Below are 18,786 nucleotides of genomic sequence, written 5' to 3' on the forward strand. Positions count from 1 at the left end.
TCACATAATTAATGTTAGGGGAATTTCACATGAATAAGGTCTTTAAACTGATTTGGAATACAAGCCAAAATGCGTGGGTAGTTTGTTCAGAGCTAGGTAAGCGCGGAAAAACAAAAACTCAGAAAACCGTTGGGGGAATTCCTAGAGTCATTGCGGTTTTCTTAGCTTCGAGTGGTGCAACGATCACATTTGCAGCAGAGTGTACTGTGAATGCCAAAGGGGGAATTGGTGTTAGTAATACGGAAAATAATTTAGGTTGTGAGTTAAGTAGTATTGGTCCAGCATTAGAACTAGGACAATACGGCGTACTAATGAGTGTTTACAGTGCTCGTGGTATTGATAGAACACTTACAATTACTAATGATTTGACAACAAGTATAAACCAAGGAACAGGGCTTTCTGCATATAGCGAAGCGACTGTAAAATCATATATTGATGCTCGAGGGAAAACGATTAACTTAACAATGAGTCAAAATCCTGGAATGCCTCAAGCAGGTGTTGGCGTATCTCAAGGCTCGCAAATTGATATTGGTACATTTAACTTAACCATGAATAATTTGGCAGGAGGTTTAAGTTTTTTGCGTCCTATTGAACATTATGGTGTGGTTGCTGGTTCTTCTGTGAGTGCAGGAGAGGGGGTAGCGACAAATGGACAGTATTCGAGAACGAATTTTGATAATTTAAATATCAATATGAACAGTGCTAATAATAATAATTTACTTGCAGGATTACGTGCGATTCAAGGTGCGGCTAATAATTCCGGAAATGGCGCTTCAGGTTTTATCAATGTTAATAATTTACTCAATATTAATATTCAAAATACTGGGGCTTCTTTTGCTGATGCAGCAGGGATTTATATTTCCGGCGGGGATTCTCAGGTTCATTTAAAAGATAGTAATATTACAATTAGTGGGGCAGGGAGCCGTGCAAATGCAATTTTACTTGGAAAAACAAGAGCAACAGGTACAGGCTCAGGTAAACTTTATTCAACAGGTAAAATGGTCTTAGATACGACTGCTTCAACAAATAGCTCAGGTGCTGTCGACATCATCTGGCAAGGTGCATTGTTGGATGCAGATGCAGATACGAGTAGTACTATCATTAAAAGTGCAACTGATGGTATTCGTATTAGCGGTAGTGCTGATACTGCGACAGGCGCAAATGTCACGACCAAAACTTTATTTAATGATTTAGTGGTCAGTACAACGAAAACAACGGGAAATTTAGTTACTGTTGCAACTGGACAGAAAGATTATCAACTGAGTGTGCGTGGTGATGACAGTAACTTAACCGCAGCAAACGATGGCTATATTCTCAATGTTGCAGGTACAACAGCTTCTAATGCCTCTAAGGTTACGATGAATTTTGCAGATGGTTATATGCAGGGCTTAGTGCAAAAGGGCACACCATCTACATCGAATATAAATTTAACAGATGCGACATGGCAGTTGGCAAACAGTGCAGGAAAAACGACTGCAAGTTTTAGTAATTTAAATTTAATCGATTCACGCTTAGTCGGCTATGACCAAGCTTACCGTACAGCTGGAACTGCATCGAATTTTAACTTACAAGGAAATATCGTTGCTAAAAACTCACAAATTGACATGGCAAATGGGATTGCTGGTGAAAAGTTAACGATTACAGGTGATTACACTACGGGTAATAATACTTGGTTAATGGACTCATTCTTAACAGGTCAAGGGCAAGGGCCTTCTTATACAGATAACGTTAAAATTACAGGTAATGTGATTAATAAAGGCTTCGATTGGGTTTGGGTCAATAATTTAAATGTTGCAGATCCAACTGGAAAAGAATCTATTTTGATGTATGACATTGATGGTACATCAAATGGGCAATTCCTTTTACAACGCCGTGTTGTTAAAGGTGGCTATGAATATTTACTCAATCAACATGCCGATGGTGACTGGTATCTTGAAAGCTTCAATATGAAAGGTGAAACAGGAGATACTGGAGCAACAGGTGACACTGGCGCTACGGGTTCTACAGGAGCAACGGGTGACACGGGTGCTACAGGATCTACTGGAGCAACGGGTGACACGGGTGCTACGGGTTCTACAGGAGCAACGGGCGACACGGGTGCTACGGGATCTACTGGAGCAACAGGTGACACTGGCGCTACGGGATCTACAGGAGCAACAGGTGACACGGGTGCTACGGGTTCTACAGGAGCAACGGGCGACACAGGTGCAACAGGATCTACTGGGGCAACAGGCGACACGGGTGCTACAGGAGCAACGGGCGATACAGGTGCTACGGGTTCTACAGGTGGAAATGGGCCAAATCAACCTGTCATTCGTCCAGAAGTTGGAAGTTATATATTTAATGCGAATATTGCGAATAACTTATTTGTACATCGTTTAGAAGATCGTTTAGGTGCAAGTGAATATAGCAATATGAACAAAGAGGATGTAGGGCAATTGTGGTTACGAGCAGTGGGTGGGTACAACGAATTTGAAGACAAATCTGGTCAAATTAATACAGATGGTCACCATTATGTTCTACAGGCTGGTATTGGCTTAGCGAACTTCGGTGAAAAGGGGGAATATAATGTCGGTCTTATGGCTGCATATGGAAATGCAGGAAGTGATTCAAAATCATTAATTACCCATTATAAATCATCTTCTGAATTAGATGGTTATGGCTTTGGTTTGTACGGTACTTGGTTCAAAAACCCTATGGATCGTACTGGCGCTTATGTAGATGCATGGGCGATGTGGAATAAATTCAATAACGAAGTCTCAGGGCAAGATTTTACGACAGAAAAATATGATTCTTCTGGAATTATTGCTTCTATTGAAGCAGGTTCAAGTTACAAACTTGGACAAGGAGAAAAAGTAAGTTATTGGATTCAACCACAAGGTCAGTTTGTTTATCAGGGTGTCCAACTCGATAAGTTTAAAGAACAAACTACAGGTACTGTGATAGATCAAGGTCATGACAATATCCAGATGCGTTTGGGTGCAAAAGCATTTATGGTTGTACCAACTAGTATAGCTACAAGTGCAAATTATCGCCCTTATGTTGCATTCAACTGGATTCACAATACTGAAGATCAGCTCGTCAAATTAGATAACGCTTATTATGGTGTTGCTGGAGATTCTAATTTAGGTGAGTTTAAATTAGGCGTAGAAGGACAAACTACGAAGAATAGTTATGCATGGTTTAACTTGTCATATCAGCAAGGTAGCCATAGTTATAGTGATTTTATTGGAAATATTGGTTGGAAAGTGAATTTCTAATACCAGTTTATCATTGTAAAAAATCAAAGAAGCCTTGCATTGCGAGGCTTCTTTATTATAGAAATAAGTAAATAAAATCAAAGGGAAATAATATGACACTATGCTTGAATATGATCGTGAAAAATGAAAGTCATATTATTGAACAAACATTGGGAAATATCTGTCAAAACTTTAAATTAGACTATTGGGTTATTTCTGATACAGGTTCGACAGATCATACCATTGAGATCATACAGAATTTTTTTAAAAATAAAGGAATACAAGGTGAAATTATCCAAGAGGATTGGCAAAATTTCAGTTATAACCGTAATGTTGCACTAAAAGCATGTACTGGTAAAAGTGATTATATTTTAATTTTTGATGCAGATGATTCAGTTGAAGGGGAATTCATCTTACCCAAACTAGATCTTGATGCTTACTATTTTCAATTATCAAATGCAGAACGGACAATAAAATATTTAAGAAAATTAATTATAAAAAATGATGGGAAATATTTTTGGCGTGGTGTTTTGCATGAATATTTAGAGCATGACGGTGAACAAGATGTTGGTGAAATACGTGGAGATTATGTTGTTATTTCTGGGCGTAAAGGCAGTCGCAGTTTAGATGCTGATAAATATCTTAAAGATGCCAAAATTTTGGAAGATGCTTATTTACATGGGAAGGAGCAAGACTTGTTACCGCGTTATGCTTTTTATTGCGCGCAATCTTATCGGGATGCAGGTTTAGCAGATAAAGCAATTGAGTGGTATAAAAAAAGAGTAGAATTAAAAGACGGATGGCTTGATGAAATTTATTGTAGTTATGAGCAGTTAGGCTTACTTTACGAACGCCAAGAAAATTATAAAGAAGCACTATACTATTGGCAAATGGGTATCATTCATGATCCAAGCAGAGCTGAGTGTTGGTATCACTCTGCAAGACGACATAGCTGGAATCATCATATACAACTTGCATATTGTTTTGCTAAACAAGCAAGTGAATTGAAGCTTCCAGAAGGTAATCGCTTATTTTTACAAAAAAATATTTATCAGTTTTGGTCTTTGTATGAGTGGTGTCAGAATGCATACAAACTTGGCAAAATAGAAGAATCCTATCAAGTATTCAAACAATTGATACAACATTGTCCAGAAGATTTAGTAAATCGCTTGGCACATCAGTTGAAGGACTATAAGTCATTGATCATGGAAGACTCATTCTATGAGGGACAGTTGTTAGGGCTTAATTTACAAAAGTTTGGTAAACGTCATTTATTGGAAAGCCTACTTAAATAACCTCATACTTAAGTAATTGTAAGTTATGCAGTAACATCAAAATGACAGATTGTATCTTGCCTTGATCATGTCTAAAGTTTGAATAAGTTAAAATTTATGTCTGTTTTTTCATCGTTTTGTCATAAACATGATGCAAACTTGAAAGGTGAAATTAAATACTTGTCATATTTGACAGAAATATTACAAATATTATTTCAGACAGAATTGTAATGATTTGCAAACTTATTTCTTATAAAATTTATATAAGTACATGATAATAATTAATAAAAATACTAACTACTTCGCAATTGTTGCGGAATCATGGCGTGAAATAATTCAAAATTTCACTTCATATGGCAGTCATTTGTCATATAATTGTCACAATTTAATTGAACAATAAGCGCATTCTAATATTCGCTATATTTCTGCATGAATTCGAATTTACCTCCCGTCTCAGATTCTGCACAAGCTCAAAAGGCTGTCAAATCGACGAATGTGCATGTTCCTACACCGAAATTTTTTATGCCGGTGTTTTTGACGATCATTATTGCAACCCTGATTTATATTGGTGTGCAACTTAGTGCAGATTTAGCACATGTTCCTGCTTTAAGTTTATATTCTGTCATTCTTTTAGCGACAGCTTTATTCATTGCTTTGGGTTTTGAGTTTGTCAATGGTTTCCATGACACAGCCAATGCTGTAGCAACCGTAATTTATACCAATGCGCTACCTGCACCTGTTGCAGTGATGTGGGCTGGTTTTTGTAATTTCTTAGGGGTAATGGTTGCCAGTGGTGCTGTTGCATACGGCATTATTGCACTGCTTCCTGTTGAATTGATCATGAATGTCGGTTCTGGTGCAGGGTTTGCCATGGTTTTTGCGATGTTAATCGCTGCCATTCTTTGGAACTTAGGAACGTGGTTCCTCGGTATTCCAGCATCGAGTTCACATACTTTGATTGGTTCGATTCTGGGTGTGGGGATCATGAACTACATTTTGCATTCATCAAGTGGTGCAAGTGGTGTAGACATGGATCAAGTGCTGAAAGTCGGTAAAGCTCTACTGTTTTCTCCATTGATTGGTTTTGCATTTGCAGCAGTTGTATTCTTATTGGTTAAAAAAATCTTTAAGAAACAAGTTGAATTATTCCAACCACCAGAAGGGAATAAGCCCCCTCCACCTTTGATTCGTGCCATTTTGATTTTCACCTGTACAGGTGTGAGTTTTGCGCATGGTTCAAATGATGGGCAAAAGGGTATGGGCTTGATCATGTTGATTTTGATCGGTTTAGTGCCATTGGCTTATTCTTTGAATAAAAACTTAGATCAACAACATTTACAGTCTTTCTCACAATTGTCTACACAAACTGCGACAGCGATTTATGCGCAACATGCAGATATTCCAGATGAAAAAGCACGTGTGACGATTACCAAATTTATTCAAACCAAAGAGATCAACCCAGAAGTTGTTCCTGCTTTGGCAAGTTTGACGGATCATTTGGGTGAACGTGTTGCCAAGTATGGTGATTTAAAAGATATTCCTGAAGCTGAGGTATCATCGTTACGTAATGATATGTACTTGAGCACGACTGCTTTTAAACGTTTAGATAAAGCGGAACAACTTCCTGCAATGTCTACAGAACAAAAGAAAGTGGTAAAAGAGTACCGAAGCAACTTAGATTCGTTCCTACAATATATTCCAAACTGGGTGAAAGTCGCAGTTGCATTGGCACTAGGTTTAGGAACAATGGTGGGTTGGAAGCGTATTGTTGTGACAGTGGGTGAGCGTATTGGTAAGCATCACATGACTTATGGTCAAGGGATGTCTGCTGAGTTGGTTGCAATGACGACAATTGCAGCAGCAGATGGTTTTGGTTTACCAGTATCAACAACGCATGTTTTAAACTCTGCGGTTGCAGGTACTATGGTTGCCAATAAAACAGGTCTGAATTTCGCGACAGTGAAAACGATTCTTTCTGCGTGGATCTTTACATTACCTGCAACGATTTGTTTATCTGGTGCGTTATTCTGGTTGTTATTGAAAGTGTTCTAACTTTAACAAGATCTTGTATAATCTGAATGGTTATATGATAAAAGGATGTATTTTATACATCCTTTTTTTGTTGCTTACTTATTGTCTTAATAGAACCAGCACAATTTTATCATTGAAATATAAATTAAAAATAACTAAGGTGTGGCAGTAAATTGAACTTGAGAAAAAGAGCATGTATTTAAGAAAATCACTGTATGCTGCTGTATTATTTGGAATGTCATTACCTGTTTTTGCACAAGGTATTGTATTAAACAATGAAGATATTCGTACAGATTTGAACTGGTTAAATCAGCAAGGTGTGATTCAAATTAGTACATCGACTTGGCCGATGAGTGGTGATGAAATTCAACGTGCCTTATCTCAAGCCAAAATTACAAACAATACCCAACAGAAAGTCATCGATTCTATTCAAAATGCACTTAAAGCAGATAATCAAACTGCGAAGTTAGGTTTATTTGCAGAAACTGATCTTAAAAATATTCCACAAGCCTTTGGTGATAACCAAAAAGCACAATATGTTGGTTCACTGGAAGTGAATGGCGGTGGTGCAAATTGGGATGCAAAACTACGTGTAAATGGTGAAAAAGATCCACAGATTGATAATGGGCATGATGTCAATGTTGAAGGTTCATATATTGCCGGCAAGCTTTGGAACCAATGGCTAATCGCAGGTCAAATTCCAACATATTGGGGGCCTGGACATGATGGTAGCTTGATTCGTGGTGATGCTAGTCGCCCAGTTTATGGTTTTACTGCTCAACGTGCAGAACAAAAAGCCTTTGAATCTAAATGGTTGTCTTGGATTGGTCCTTGGCAATATCAAGCTTTTGCTGGGCGTTTGGATGATTACAAAGCTGTTCCTGATGCCAATCTGATTGGTTTACGTTTAACAGCACAACCACTACCATATTTGGAGTTAGGTGCTTCACGTACTTTCCAAATCGATGGTCAAGGACAACCAGGAAGTGCTAAAGCTTACTGGAATGCTTTCGTGGGTAAAGATAACGAATGCGCAGATATCACATGTACAGGCGAAGGAAATGCTTCGAATCAGCTTGCTGGTTTTGATGCCCGCCTAAATTTACAATCTTTGTTGAATGTACCCGCTAGTTTTTACGCTCAGTATGTAGGTGAAGACGAAGCAGGATTGCTACCCGCTAAAAAAATGTATTTAGCAGGTGTTGATTATTCAACGAGCTTTAAAAACATGCCAGTCCAATTCTATGCTGAATGGGCAGATACAACGACCAATGGCAATGTGAGCGGAATTTCATATAATCATCATATTTACACGGATGGTTATTACCAACATGGTTTCCCACTCGGTCATGCGATGGGAGGTGATGGTGAAATGGTTTCTGTTGGTGGCGATATTCGATTTGATGTGATGAATCGTTTATCAGGTCGTGCTATTTATACCAAAGTAAACCAATCTTCAGCTAAGTTTGGAGATAATCAAATTAACTTTGCGTTTCCTGAAAATGATAAAATTAAAGCTTTAGATTTAACTTGGACACATTATATAAAACCTACGATTCCATTAAAAATTAATGGTTGGGTAAGTGACTCGGATGTGCATGGAAATGATGCTGGAGCTTCAGTTGGAATTGAAATTCCTTTAGATAAAGCTGTATTTGGTTATTAATTAATCTAATTATGCGAAAATATACCCAATTCTAGGTATATACAGTGTTTTTGAAAAATTCTAATATGAACTGACTTCTTTAATTGACCTTATTTAAAGAAGTTATTCCTACCCTCGAAGTATGGGGATGTTGTTTTACCCATATTTTAAGAGTTTTATAGGCTTATCATTGTTTGATAAGCCTTTTTTTTTGTGTGAATTTTTTATACTCATCATTTGAAGCCGCTTCGGCCTAGCCTATAGCGCTTTTTTGTATTGAATAAATCCTGTTTTTGTTGCAATGCGATCATATAGATATTGCGCTGTGAGATTACTTTCATGGGTTAGCCAATAAACACGGTCATATTTTCCAGAGCATACTTGGTAGCTATGCTCTATCAGCTTTCGAGCCAAGCCTTGATTTCGATGTGTTTCATTCACATATAAATCTTGCAAGTAACAACAAGGCTTGTCTGTCCACATACTCATGTGGGAAATTAAATGGACAAAACCTACAACCTCATTATTCATTTGAATCGCAAAACCAAACATATCTGCTTGTTCAGAATTTGTGATTCGCTTCCAAGATAAACTTATTTGTTCATTACTTAATTGTGTTTTATAAAAGTTTAAATACTCTTGCCAAAGTGGAAGCCATTGTTCAAAACGAATCTCATCTAAAGGTATAATTTGTGTGGACATAGTTTGCTCTGTGAGTTGCTTATGATCTTTTTATATATCAATATAAAAAAACAAGCAAAAGGGTGGCTGTGTAAATCACTATAATGAATATAAATTTTAATATGTGTAATAAGTACACGTTTTTTGTGAGCTGGTGCTGTCAAAATGCCTATATCTGAGGAAAGACTTACTCATCTTAAACAGCTTGAAGCTGAGAGTATTCATATTATCCGTGAAGTTGCTGCTGAATTTGAAAATCCAGTGATGCTTTACTCAATCGGGAAAGACTCAGCTGTCATGCTGCATCTTGCTTTAAAAGCATTCTATCCTGCAAAACTTCCTTTCCCACTGTTGCATGTCGACACAGGCTGGAAGTTCAAGGACATGATCACGTTCCGTGACAACATGGCGAAAGAACATGGTTTCGATCTGATCGTACATCAAAATAAAGAAGGTAAAGACGCCAACGTCAATCCATTTGATTATGGTAGCTCTAAATATACGGATATCATGAAAACCCAAGGCTTAAAACAGGCTTTGGATAAATATCAGTTTGATGCGGCATTTGGTGGTGCACGCCGTGATGAAGAAAAATCACGTGCCAAAGAGCGTGTTTACTCGTTCCGTGACAATAAACATCGTTGGGATCCAAAAAACCAGCGTCCTGAACTTTGGAATCTTTACAATGGTAAAGTGAACAAAGGTGAAAGTATCCGTGTGTTCCCATTGTCGAACTGGACTGAGTTGGACATCTGGCAATATATCTACCAAGAAAGTATTCCTTTGGTGCCTCTATACTTAGCTGCGGAACGTCCTGTGGTTGAACGCAGTGGTACGCTGATCATGGTGGATGATGAACGTATGCGTTTAAAAGAAGGCGAAGTTCCACAAATGAAATCGGTACGTTTCCGTACTTTAGGTTGTTATCCATTGACAGGTGCGGTTGAGTCAACTGCAACGACATTGCCTGAAATTATCCAGGAAATGCTTTTGGCGACGAGTTCTGAACGTCAAGGTCGTATGATTGACCATGATGAAGCAGGCTCGATGGAAAAGAAAAAGCAAGAAGGTTATTTCTAAGTATTTCTATATGAATCTCCCCCTAACCCCCTCTTTGTGAAAGAGGGGGGACTCTCATAGAAAGGAGCAAGTCTCCCTTAACAAAGGGAGATTTAGAGGGATTGAAGATTGAACAGAAACCGATTTCTAAAGAATATGTGGAGTTTTGAGCAATGTCTCATCAATCAGAATTGATTAGCCAAGATATCTTGGCCTATTTAAAACAGCACGAAAATAAAGACTTATTGCGTTTTCTCACTTGCGGTAACGTGGATGATGGTAAATCGACTTTGATTGGTCGTTTACTTTACGATTCAAAATTGATTTATGAAGATCAATTACAAGCGGTGACTCGTGACTCGAAAAAAGTCGGTACCACAGGTGATGCGCCTGACTTGGCTTTACTTGTTGATGGTCTGCAAGCGGAACGTGAGCAGGGGATTACCATTGATGTGGCTTATCGTTATTTCTCAACTGAAAAACGTAAGTTCATCATTGCAGATACCCCAGGGCATGAGCAGTACACACGTAACATGGCAACAGGTGCGTCTACGGCTGATCTTGCGATTATCCTGATTGATGCTCGATATGGCGTACAAACCCAAACACGTCGTCACTCATTTATTGCGAGCCTGTTGGGTATTCGTAATATTGTGGTTGCGATCAATAAAATGGACTTGGTTGAATTTTCAGAAGCTCGTTTCAATGAAATTCAAGAAGAATATAATGCATTCGTAAATCAGCTCGGTGATCGTAAACCTGCCAATATCATCTTCACGCCTATTTCGGCATTGAATGGTGATAACGTGGTGAATCCATCACCAAATACGCCGTGGTATACAGGTAAAACCCTGATGAATACCCTGGAAACAGTTGAAATCACACGTGATACCAGTGCGCATGAATTCCGTTTCCCTGTGCAGTATGTCAACCGTCCAAACCTCGACTTCCGTGGTTTCTGTGGCACGATTGCACTAGGTGAAGTAAAAGTTGGCGATGAGCTTGTCGCTTTACCATCAGGCAAAAAGTCTACTGTGAAAGAAATCGTGACTTTTGATGGCAATCTTGAACATGCGATTGCAGGTCAAGCGGTGACATTGACACTGAATGATGAAATTGACGTTTCTCGTGGTAATGTCCTTGTGAAAGCAGGCGAGCAACCGTCTTTGTCTCGTTCTGTACGTGCCTCTGTAGTATGGATGGCGGATCAACCGCTTGTGATTGGTAAGTTGTACAATGTCAAAATTGGTACACAAACCATTCCTGCGAAAGTTGAAAAAATTAACTATCGTACCAACGTGAATACTTTGGAAAAAATCCAGGTTGAACAACTTGATCTGAATGCTATTGCAGATGTTGAGATTGAGTTTGATGCGCCAGTGGTATTTGACCGTTACCAAGATAGTCGTTATACAGGTTCGTTCATCTTCATCGACCGTTTAAGCAACGTAACAGTTGGTGCGGGTATGGTTGAAGCTGCGGTGGAATGGACTGCACATGATGAGCCTGTAACTGCTGAAGCACGTGCTGCACGTTTAGGTCAAAAGCCTGCGGTAGTCGCTGTTTCTACGAAAGCACTTGAGAATGCACAATCACTTGAAAGTGTTTTGATTCAACAAGGTATTGTTGCGATTGCCAAAGCAGGTTTATCTGCAGAGCAAGTTGCATTGCTTCGTCAGACGGGTGTGGTGATCATCAGTGATGTTGCGCAAGGTGCTGATGTGAGTTTTGCTCAGGACACTGTTGAAGAACTGGCAGAAAAAATTGTGGGATTGGTTCGTCTGTAATAGATTGGATTGATTTGAATAAACCCGCGAAAGCGGGTTTTTTTATGATTAGGTATTAAACATTCTCTTCCATCTTTGATTCTTTTTTGATTTCCAATTAATCAGATCAATTTCTGGAAGGCAATCAATAAAATGATTTCCATCTTCCAAGGCTTCTTCATTTAAATAATAACGATTTGCATGAAGGTCGTTTAAAAAAGTTTGAACTAATTCTTCAGTAGAGCGAGCAACTAAAAGAACAGTATCATAATCGTAATCAATGAAAACAATTTGCCCATATTTTTCGGGGGCAATAGGGTTGAGATCAAGTGCTATACTACAACGAGACCAATCGTATCCAAATTTTATCCATAATGGATTTCTGTGATTTATTGGATTAATCCCTGGATCAACATTTCCCATTTTAATAAGCAGATCATCTTGAGAGTTTTTAACTTCAAGATAATTTTTTTCTATAAATTCGAGGTCAAAGAAATCAAGACCATAAAATAAATTTCCACTATTTTGTGACTTAGCTTTTAAACCGTCATGCCAAAGAAATAATGCTTTGAAATCTTCTGGTAGAGGCTTCTGAATGGTTTTTTCCAGTTGCTCTAATTGGATTAAAGTGGCAGGTGGATTTAAAGATTCATGAACAATTTTTGGCGCATGAATTAAAAGCCATTCTTCAATTTGTTTTAAATTTTGTTCTATAGAGATCATTGATATTTTAGGTTGTAAAGTTAAGTTACTAGCTCATTGAAATTATACTATAGATTTAATAATAATTAACAATGCATTATAAATCAGTTAGATATTTATATAAAACTTATACAATTATCTTAATATTATAGAATCTACCTTAAACTTTGCCCACTCGGAATGATAAGTTTTAAAAAATAGGTATCGTAATAGGGAGATTTACTGAGTAAAGTAGAAGAGTAGTACTGCTTAAACTACACAATTTACAGAGTCAACAGAATACCGCCAGTGATATCTACTGCGAAAATTTAATTTTATAAGTTAATTCGAAACATTAACTTTTGGGAATGGCTTTATTACGATAAACCAAATATACCCCACTCAAAATCGCCACTATTCCAACATAGTCAAAGGCAAACAGTTGCGTTCTAAAAATTATAAAGTCTAAAATCAAGGTCACAAGCGGTACGAGATAAAACAGACTTGTGGTATTGACCAGATTACCTGACTGCAACAGCTTGTAAAAAATCAGTTGAGCGACCACGGAAATAATAATCCCTTGATATAAAACTGGAATCCAGAAATCCAGATTCATTTCAAAGTCAAAGGATTGAAATGGAATAATTAAGGCAATAAAAATCAGAGAAATCACATATTGCAGAGGTAAAACTTGCCACGGTTTTTCAGAAATTTTACGTTGTAAAATCACACCAGTCGTTATACATGCTAAACAAATAATTGAGGAAACCGTTGCCCATAGCGATAATTTATTCACAAACAGATTGTTATAAACTAAAAAGATAATCCCAATAAAACTCAGAATCAGTCCAAGCAGTTTGATTTTAGAAAAACTTTTTTCGGTGATAAAAAAGGTCAAAATGGGCTGTAAAGCTAAAATAGTCGAAAGTAATCCAGGTGAAATCCCAAACTCAAGCGATAAAAAATAAAACAGGGTATAACCCGTAATGAGAAAACAACCTGTCAAAATCACATATTTATAAGGCGTATTTTGTGGCAAAAAAGCCTGTTTGCTGATGATGCAAAACAAAGAAATCAATACAGTCGCAATGAGAAAACGAAAGAACAGAAAGGGGATTACAGCCCCATGATGCAGTCCCCATTTGGTAAAAATGGCGGCGCTTCCCCATAACAGGACAAAAGCACCGATACTGATTAAACCTGATTGTTTGGCATTCATAGAGATATCCTGTTTATTTTTCTCATCTTTAGTTATTTAGATTGACTGTGCTTATATTATTTCGTAGTAAGTTGAAGTTGAGTCTGAATCAAATCTTCCGCCATTTTCCGAACTATAATCAGCTTGTCACTTGAACATTCCAGACCTGCACGGGCGATTGAACCCTCAAGCAGAAAAGACAACATGGTGGCGATATATTGAATTTGTTTAGGATCAGAAAATAATTCACTTAAATGTTCAGTTAATAATTGCTCGATACCTTCTTTGAGTAATTTCACCGCATCACGTTCAGGGCTGTGCGCAGGAAATTCCGCCGCTGCATTGAGCATGCCACAACCACGGAAACCATTGTCTACCGCAGATTCAGCATGATCACGATAAGCATCAAACACCGCTAAAATTTTATCTAAAGGTGTATGTGCGGTTGCAAGTCGGATTGCATATAAGGCTTGCCATTCGATATTGCGTGACTCGATATAGGCTTCAACCAAATCAGCTTTGGACGGAAAGTTGTTATATAGCGACATTTTGGCAACGCCTGCTTTATCCGTGATGGTATTGATGCCTGTCGCATTAATGCCATCTTTGTAGAATAAAGTTTTAGCTGCATCCAAAATTTTATCTTTAGCTTGATGTGATTTCATAACAAGAAAATAGGTATACCGATCTACCTAATTATAAAAATATTAATGAGTAAAGCAAGCATTTTATTTCATCTTTAAAATTGAAATGGATGGTTTTAAAAGATTTATTTGTATAAGTATTTGAATTAAAAATTATTATAAATCAGGGGAAAACATCCAAAAATATTTGGATGTTTTCGCAGGCTTTAAAATGCATGGGCGGATTGTTGCTCTAAATAGGCTTTTAAGTCCGCTGGATAATCTTGAATCAGCTCAAGAAAGACGGTTTTATTGCCTTGATATAGAGCGCGAGTGGCTTCTTCATAGTTTGGCATATTGCCTATCATCGCAGACATAAAGCGATCTACGGCTTGTTTCGCCAACATGATGTTGCTTTCAGATGCAGGATTATTCAGCTCTTGATCAATCAATTTGCGAATCACTGCTGATGCACTCGCATTTTGTTGATCCAACCAATTCCAATGTTTTTGTTGCAACGTAATTTCACGGGAAATGACCCCTAACTTTGGACGTCCTACCTTTTTAACTTCTGCAATTTCAGCATAGCGTTGCTTTAAATCTTGCTCCGAGCCAGACAAGTCCAGATCAATTTGCTGACCAGTTTGATCGTTAAAAATCAAAATGTTGGATTGATGATTGTCAATTTCTTTTATCGTCAAAGCAACTTTAAACAAGGTGTCTGTGATGATTCGGGTATTGCCATGAAAGGCGGTATAAAGTGTTTCACTGTTCATTTTTCATTCTCACATAAAATAGTTTTATCAGGGTAAAACTAAATGATGAGCTAATATTATCAGGGTAAAATTAAAAAGCAAGAAAAATTCTGAACATGATTTGGTCAAAAAAAATAAAAATTACTAAATCAATAGAATAGAAGGAGGTGAGTGATGAATTGAAAATTCAATAATTTGAAAAGTAGAGATAAGGAATTTATTGGATGAGTGATTGGTTTTTGTGTTAGGAATGCTTCACGCTGTATGGTTTTAACTAAACAAGTCCAAAGCGTTCAGCAATCCAGATGATGAAACGTAATACGGTAATCGCAATGACAAAAGCGCCTTGGAAAAAAATATAGCCAAATGTACTCCATCCACCTGCGCCATTGACTGAACTGGCTTGGTATTCTGAATAATTGACGGCAAAAAGCATGAAAAGCTCAATGATCAGAATGATGTGAAATAACCATGCCCAAGGAAAGTGCAGAAAGTAAGCCCAACCAATAATTGCCAGTGTGCTGAGTAAGGTTAGAAAAGCAATGGAAATGATATTTTGCCACTTCATTGACAGTCGATCATATATGCCCATTTTTACATCCTAGTCTGATTCATTTTGAATATTTGGATTGGTGGAAATAATTATAAGTAAATGATTTTAAAAGTTATAGCATATTAAACAGGCGTGTGAAAGGGCAGATACAGTAGGCGACGCTAGTGCTAAGATATTTTGTTGATTGTTTTAATAGAGTGATCGGGAATTTATTGCTAGAAATATTATTTTGAATAGTGGTTCATTCATGAGTAAAGATGCATGTAAGTTTAGGAAACTTACATGCTAAACCGATAGTAATTTAGAAACGATATCCAATTTTTAAACCATAGGCAATCGCAGTATTATCTGTGAAATCAGCAACATAGGTTTTCTTGCCTGATTGAGAAGCGATTTGTCCTTGCGCATCACCTAACCAGAAGTATTTTACACCACCTGAAATAAAGGTTTGTGGTGTAGGGCTAAATTGCACACCGAGCCCGACATTCCAATATCCTTCCGTCGGTCCAAGTGCTGTGATCGGGTTGCCTGCACCAGAGTCCCATCCGACAGATACATTACCCGCCCATTGATCTGTTAATTTGCGTCCAACACCGACAGTTGCATTCCATTGATCATCTGAATATTTCAATAAATTAAAACCATTCGGTTGAGCTACGGAAGGCAGTTGTCCCACAATTTTTGAAATTGCCCCAAACTGATAAGGTTGGATGGCGAAGTTTTTCCAATTTACCCAACGGATATTGGCAAATGCAACCGTGTCCTTCATGATGCCACTTTGTAAATCAATATTGACCGATTGTGGCGTAGTAATATCTGTTTTTTTCTGTGTCCCTGCAATACTATCCGCAGTTGCTTGAGAAATTTGTCCTAATCCCACCAAAGCGGGCAGACTGGAAACATTTTCATGGGTCGTGACTTTATGGTCGATCTCTGAACGGTAGGTAACAGAAGCTTTTAGAGCAATTTCAGGAATTTGATAGGCAAAACCAGCGAGCCAGCCGACACCACTGTCTTTTTTAAAAGTTGCATCATAACCATTATAAACACTGGTCGCTTGACCTCTTAAGTGTAAACTACCGTCAATGGTTTGGTAGACGCCACCTGCATAAATATTAATATTTTTGATGGGTTGGTAGCCAAAAATCATGCTCAGGTTTTCAGTATCGACTTTTGCCGAAGTTTGTCCTTTTCCAAGGTAAGCTTTAGTTGCATCCACTTGTTGGGTAATCCCAGCTTTTACACCTGTATCAATCTGGGCTTTTGCTGTCGCATTGTTATTATACGCTTGTAGTGTTTGGGCAAACTCTGCTTGTCCAGCAGGGGTTTTTAAATAATCGGCACCTTTAACGCCTTGTATTGCCAATCCGACTTTTTGTTCAGCCGTTAAACTTGCAAATTTTTGATCAATCAATCCAGTCAATAACTTTTGATCTAAAATTGTGGTACTACTGTCTGTCACAAAAATATTATTGCCTGAGTAGGCGACATCCGCACCAAAAGGCTGATCATAAAGCAAACCAAAAGAAATATTGTCTGTAAGCTGGAGTTTTATTGCAGCACTGGGAAAATAATAGTCATTGCCCATATCTTCAATATCTCGACGTGTCGCCGAAACATCAGCTTCTTTTCCTTCAACGGTTGGATCTAATATGGAAATTCCAGCTTCAAAGTAATTATTGGGCTGTAGAAATGGTGCAATCGATTGTCCAGAGCGATCCATTGCAGCAGCATAGAGTGCTGTGATAGGCATACAGGTGGTCATAACAGCTAAAGCAATTTTATTGATTCTCATATTTATCTATCCCTTGATAATTGAGTATTAAGTTTTTGTTTTTACTTGTTTTACTAAGATTGTGATCGTTTTTTATTACTGTGTACTGTTTAAAATTCTGTGCAGTTGTTTGAATAGATGAACTTTAAAATAAAGTACATTTAGTATGAAAAACCGTCAGATTTAACCCTAGTCATTTTAAAATATCAGATAAGTTTAACAATGTAATCCGAAAATTAGCTTTTATGACATTTATTTTTGTCAATATTGTCAATATATTGAATTGTAGTACTCGGTTTGCTTTGCTTCTGTAAAGCATTTATCAAAAAATTACGGGATAGTGTATTTTTTAAAGAGCTTATTCCAATATAGTTTGAACCAAAAATAGATAAAGATTCATTCACGCTGAACTTTATGTTCAAATAGAAAAGCATGAAAAGTAGTGGATTAAAAAGGAAGGAAGCAATGGCAATAACAATGCAACACGTGATTATCACAGAACCAGGTGGCGTGGATAAATTGGCGTATGAATCAGTTGAGATTCCGCAGCCGAAGTCTGATGAGGTCTTAGTTAAAGTGCATGCTTTTGGTATCAACCGTCCTGATATTTTACAGCGTCAAGGCTTATATCCAATGCCAAAAGGCGTGACCCCTGTTCCTGGGTTAGAAGTTGCGGGTGAAGTTGTTGCTGTGGGTGTGGATGTGACTTTATTTAAAGTGGGTGACAAGGTTTGTGGTTTAACCAATGGCGGTGGCTATGCAGAATATTGTGTAGTGCCTGAGTCACAGACAATTCGCGTACCAACCGGTGTTTCATATATTCAGGCGGCTGCGATTCCTGAAACATTCTTCACGGTATGGGCAAATGTGTTCCAAATGGCACATGCCAAAGCAGGTGAAACGGTGCTTGTGCATGGTGGTGCAAGTGGAATTGGAACAACGACTTTAATGTTGTGTCAATCATTAGGATTAAAGTCATTTGCCACGGTCGGTTCAGATGAGAAAGTTGCAGCGATAGGTCATTTAACCACTGCGATTAATTATAAAACTCAAGATTTTGAGCAAGTGATCAATGAAAAGACGGACAATACAGGTGTTGATATTGTCCTAGATATGGTAGGAGCACCATATTTAGATCAAAACTTGAACTTATTACGTCGTGATGGTCGTTTGGTTTATATTGCTTTCCTTGGTGGTGCAAAAGCCAAAGAGGTGAAGCTAGGTCAGATTATGATGAAGCGTTTGACCATTACGGGTTCGACTATGCGTGCGCGAAATACGGCTGAAAAAGCTGAAATTGCCCAAGGCTTAATGGAACATGTTGTGCCACTGTGGGCTAAAGGTGAATGTTTACCGATGATTTATAAAACGTTTAAGTTTGATCAGATTCAAGATGCACATGCATGTTTAGATACGGGTGAACATATCGGTAAAGTTGTGGTTGAAGTGATTTAACATAAAAAGATTTGAATATTGTGATTCAATGTCGAGTTGTAGTCATTGCAAT

At 37.8% G+C, this 18,786-nt stretch carries 14 protein-coding genes; 7 read left to right on the top strand and 7 right to left on the bottom strand.

The genetic code is table 11. The annotated features are described in order from the left end of the window. Positions 1–29 precede the first annotated feature (29 nt). The 4 genes from EXE09_RS04340 to EXE09_RS04355 all read left to right on the top strand — a co-directional run bounded on the left by EXE09_RS04340 (position 30) and on the right by EXE09_RS04355 (position 8,210). Positions 30–3,260 carry an autotransporter outer membrane beta-barrel domain-containing protein gene (locus EXE09_RS04340; protein WP_165382035.1) on the top strand — a complete coding sequence of 1,077 codons (3,231 nt, stop codon included), beginning with the start codon at positions 30–32 and terminating at the stop codon, positions 3,258–3,260. A gap of 92 nt (positions 3,261–3,352) precedes the next feature. Next, on the top strand, positions 3,353–4,534 hold the full coding sequence (locus EXE09_RS04345; protein WP_130116464.1) for a glycosyltransferase: 1,182 nt from the start codon (positions 3,353–3,355) through the stop codon (positions 4,532–4,534). 408 nt (positions 4,535–4,942) lie between these two features. Next, on the top strand, positions 4,943–6,565 hold the full coding sequence (locus EXE09_RS04350) for an inorganic phosphate transporter (protein WP_068975836.1): 1,623 nt from the start codon (positions 4,943–4,945) through the stop codon (positions 6,563–6,565). Between the two features lie 172 nt (positions 6,566–6,737). Continuing rightward, complete coding sequence (locus tag EXE09_RS04355; RefSeq protein ID WP_130116465.1) at positions 6,738–8,210, top strand: capsule assembly Wzi family protein; 1,473 nt, start codon at positions 6,738–6,740, stop codon at positions 8,208–8,210. Between the two features lie 237 nt (positions 8,211–8,447). Here the strand turns inward: EXE09_RS04355 and EXE09_RS04360 are convergent, their stop codons facing one another. Then, positions 8,448–8,891, bottom strand: coding sequence for a GNAT family N-acetyltransferase (locus EXE09_RS04360; RefSeq protein WP_130116466.1), 444 nt, complete (start codon positions 8,889–8,891; stop codon positions 8,448–8,450). Positions 8,892–9,041: 150 nt separating this feature from the next. Here EXE09_RS04360 and cysD point away from each other — a divergent pair, with 150 nt between their 5' ends. After that, a complete protein-coding gene (cysD, locus tag EXE09_RS04365) occupies positions 9,042–9,950 on the top strand; it encodes a sulfate adenylyltransferase subunit CysD (protein ID WP_171405033.1) in 909 nt (302 codons plus the stop codon). Positions 9,951–10,102: 152 nt separating this feature from the next. Next, on the top strand, positions 10,103–11,716 hold the full coding sequence (gene cysN, locus EXE09_RS04370) for a sulfate adenylyltransferase subunit CysN (RefSeq protein ID WP_130116467.1): 1,614 nt from the start codon (positions 10,103–10,105) through the stop codon (positions 11,714–11,716). 48 nt (positions 11,717–11,764) lie between these two features. On the opposite strand, the gene EXE09_RS04375 is transcribed toward cysN, so the two are convergent. From EXE09_RS04375 to EXE09_RS04400, 6 genes are all read right to left on the bottom strand, one after another. Continuing rightward, positions 11,765–12,418 (bottom strand): SMI1/KNR4 family protein, encoded by a 654-nt coding sequence (locus tag EXE09_RS04375; RefSeq protein ID WP_130116468.1) that lies wholly within the window; start codon positions 12,416–12,418, stop codon positions 11,765–11,767. A gap of 313 nt (positions 12,419–12,731) precedes the next feature. Next, positions 12,732–13,595: a DMT family transporter gene (locus tag EXE09_RS04380; RefSeq protein ID WP_130116469.1), complete on the bottom strand. Its 864-nt coding sequence runs from the start codon at positions 13,593–13,595 to the stop codon at positions 12,732–12,734. A 56-nt stretch (positions 13,596–13,651) separates the two neighbouring features. Continuing rightward, complete coding sequence (locus tag EXE09_RS04385; protein WP_130116470.1) at positions 13,652–14,239, bottom strand: TetR/AcrR family transcriptional regulator; 588 nt, start codon at positions 14,237–14,239, stop codon at positions 13,652–13,654. A 185-nt stretch (positions 14,240–14,424) separates the two neighbouring features. Then, positions 14,425–14,973: a DUF2239 family protein gene (locus EXE09_RS04390; RefSeq protein WP_130116471.1), complete on the bottom strand. Its 549-nt coding sequence runs from the start codon at positions 14,971–14,973 to the stop codon at positions 14,425–14,427. 253 nt (positions 14,974–15,226) lie between these two features. Then, positions 15,227–15,544, bottom strand: coding sequence for a hypothetical protein (locus EXE09_RS04395; RefSeq protein WP_068975827.1), 318 nt, complete (start codon positions 15,542–15,544; stop codon positions 15,227–15,229). Between the two features lie 262 nt (positions 15,545–15,806). After that, complete coding sequence (locus EXE09_RS04400; protein WP_087552846.1) at positions 15,807–17,300, bottom strand: long-chain fatty acid transporter; 1,494 nt, start codon at positions 17,298–17,300, stop codon at positions 15,807–15,809. A gap of 444 nt (positions 17,301–17,744) precedes the next feature. Between EXE09_RS04400 and EXE09_RS04405 the strand changes: the two genes are divergently transcribed. Then, complete coding sequence (locus tag EXE09_RS04405) at positions 17,745–18,734, top strand: NAD(P)H-quinone oxidoreductase (protein WP_130116472.1); 990 nt, start codon at positions 17,745–17,747, stop codon at positions 18,732–18,734. Positions 18,735–18,786: the final 52 nt, after the last annotated feature.

Origin of the sequence: Acinetobacter sp. WCHAc060025, from assembly GCF_004209355.1 — a bacterium.
In the GTDB taxonomy this organism is placed as follows: Bacteria; Pseudomonadota; Gammaproteobacteria; order Pseudomonadales; family Moraxellaceae; genus Acinetobacter; species Acinetobacter wuhouensis.

Coding starts and splice junctions, on each gene's coding strand:
- EXE09_RS04340 (WP_165382035.1), top strand. CDS start 30: ATGAATAAGGTCTTTAAACTGATTTGGAATACAAGCCAAAATGCGTGG.
- EXE09_RS04345 (WP_130116464.1), top strand. CDS start 3,353: ATGACACTATGCTTGAATATGATCGTGAAAAATGAAAGTCATATTATT.
- EXE09_RS04350 (WP_068975836.1), top strand. CDS start 4,943: ATGAATTCGAATTTACCTCCCGTCTCAGATTCTGCACAAGCTCAAAAG.
- EXE09_RS04355 (WP_130116465.1), top strand. CDS start 6,738: ATGTATTTAAGAAAATCACTGTATGCTGCTGTATTATTTGGAATGTCA.
- EXE09_RS04360 (WP_130116466.1), bottom strand. CDS start 8,891: ATGTCCACACAAATTATACCTTTAGATGAGATTCGTTTTGAACAATGG.
- cysN (WP_130116467.1), top strand. CDS start 10,103: ATGTCTCATCAATCAGAATTGATTAGCCAAGATATCTTGGCCTATTTA.
- EXE09_RS04375 (WP_130116468.1), bottom strand. CDS start 12,418: ATGATCTCTATAGAACAAAATTTAAAACAAATTGAAGAATGGCTTTTA.
- EXE09_RS04380 (WP_130116469.1), bottom strand. CDS start 13,595: ATGAATGCCAAACAATCAGGTTTAATCAGTATCGGTGCTTTTGTCCTG.
- EXE09_RS04385 (WP_130116470.1), bottom strand. CDS start 14,239: ATGAAATCACATCAAGCTAAAGATAAAATTTTGGATGCAGCTAAAACT.
- EXE09_RS04390 (WP_130116471.1), bottom strand. CDS start 14,973: ATGAACAGTGAAACACTTTATACCGCCTTTCATGGCAATACCCGAATC.
- EXE09_RS04395 (WP_068975827.1), bottom strand. CDS start 15,544: ATGGGCATATATGATCGACTGTCAATGAAGTGGCAAAATATCATTTCC.
- EXE09_RS04400 (WP_087552846.1), bottom strand. CDS start 17,300: ATGAGAATCAATAAAATTGCTTTAGCTGTTATGACCACCTGTATGCCT.
- EXE09_RS04405 (WP_130116472.1), top strand. CDS start 17,745: ATGGCAATAACAATGCAACACGTGATTATCACAGAACCAGGTGGCGTG.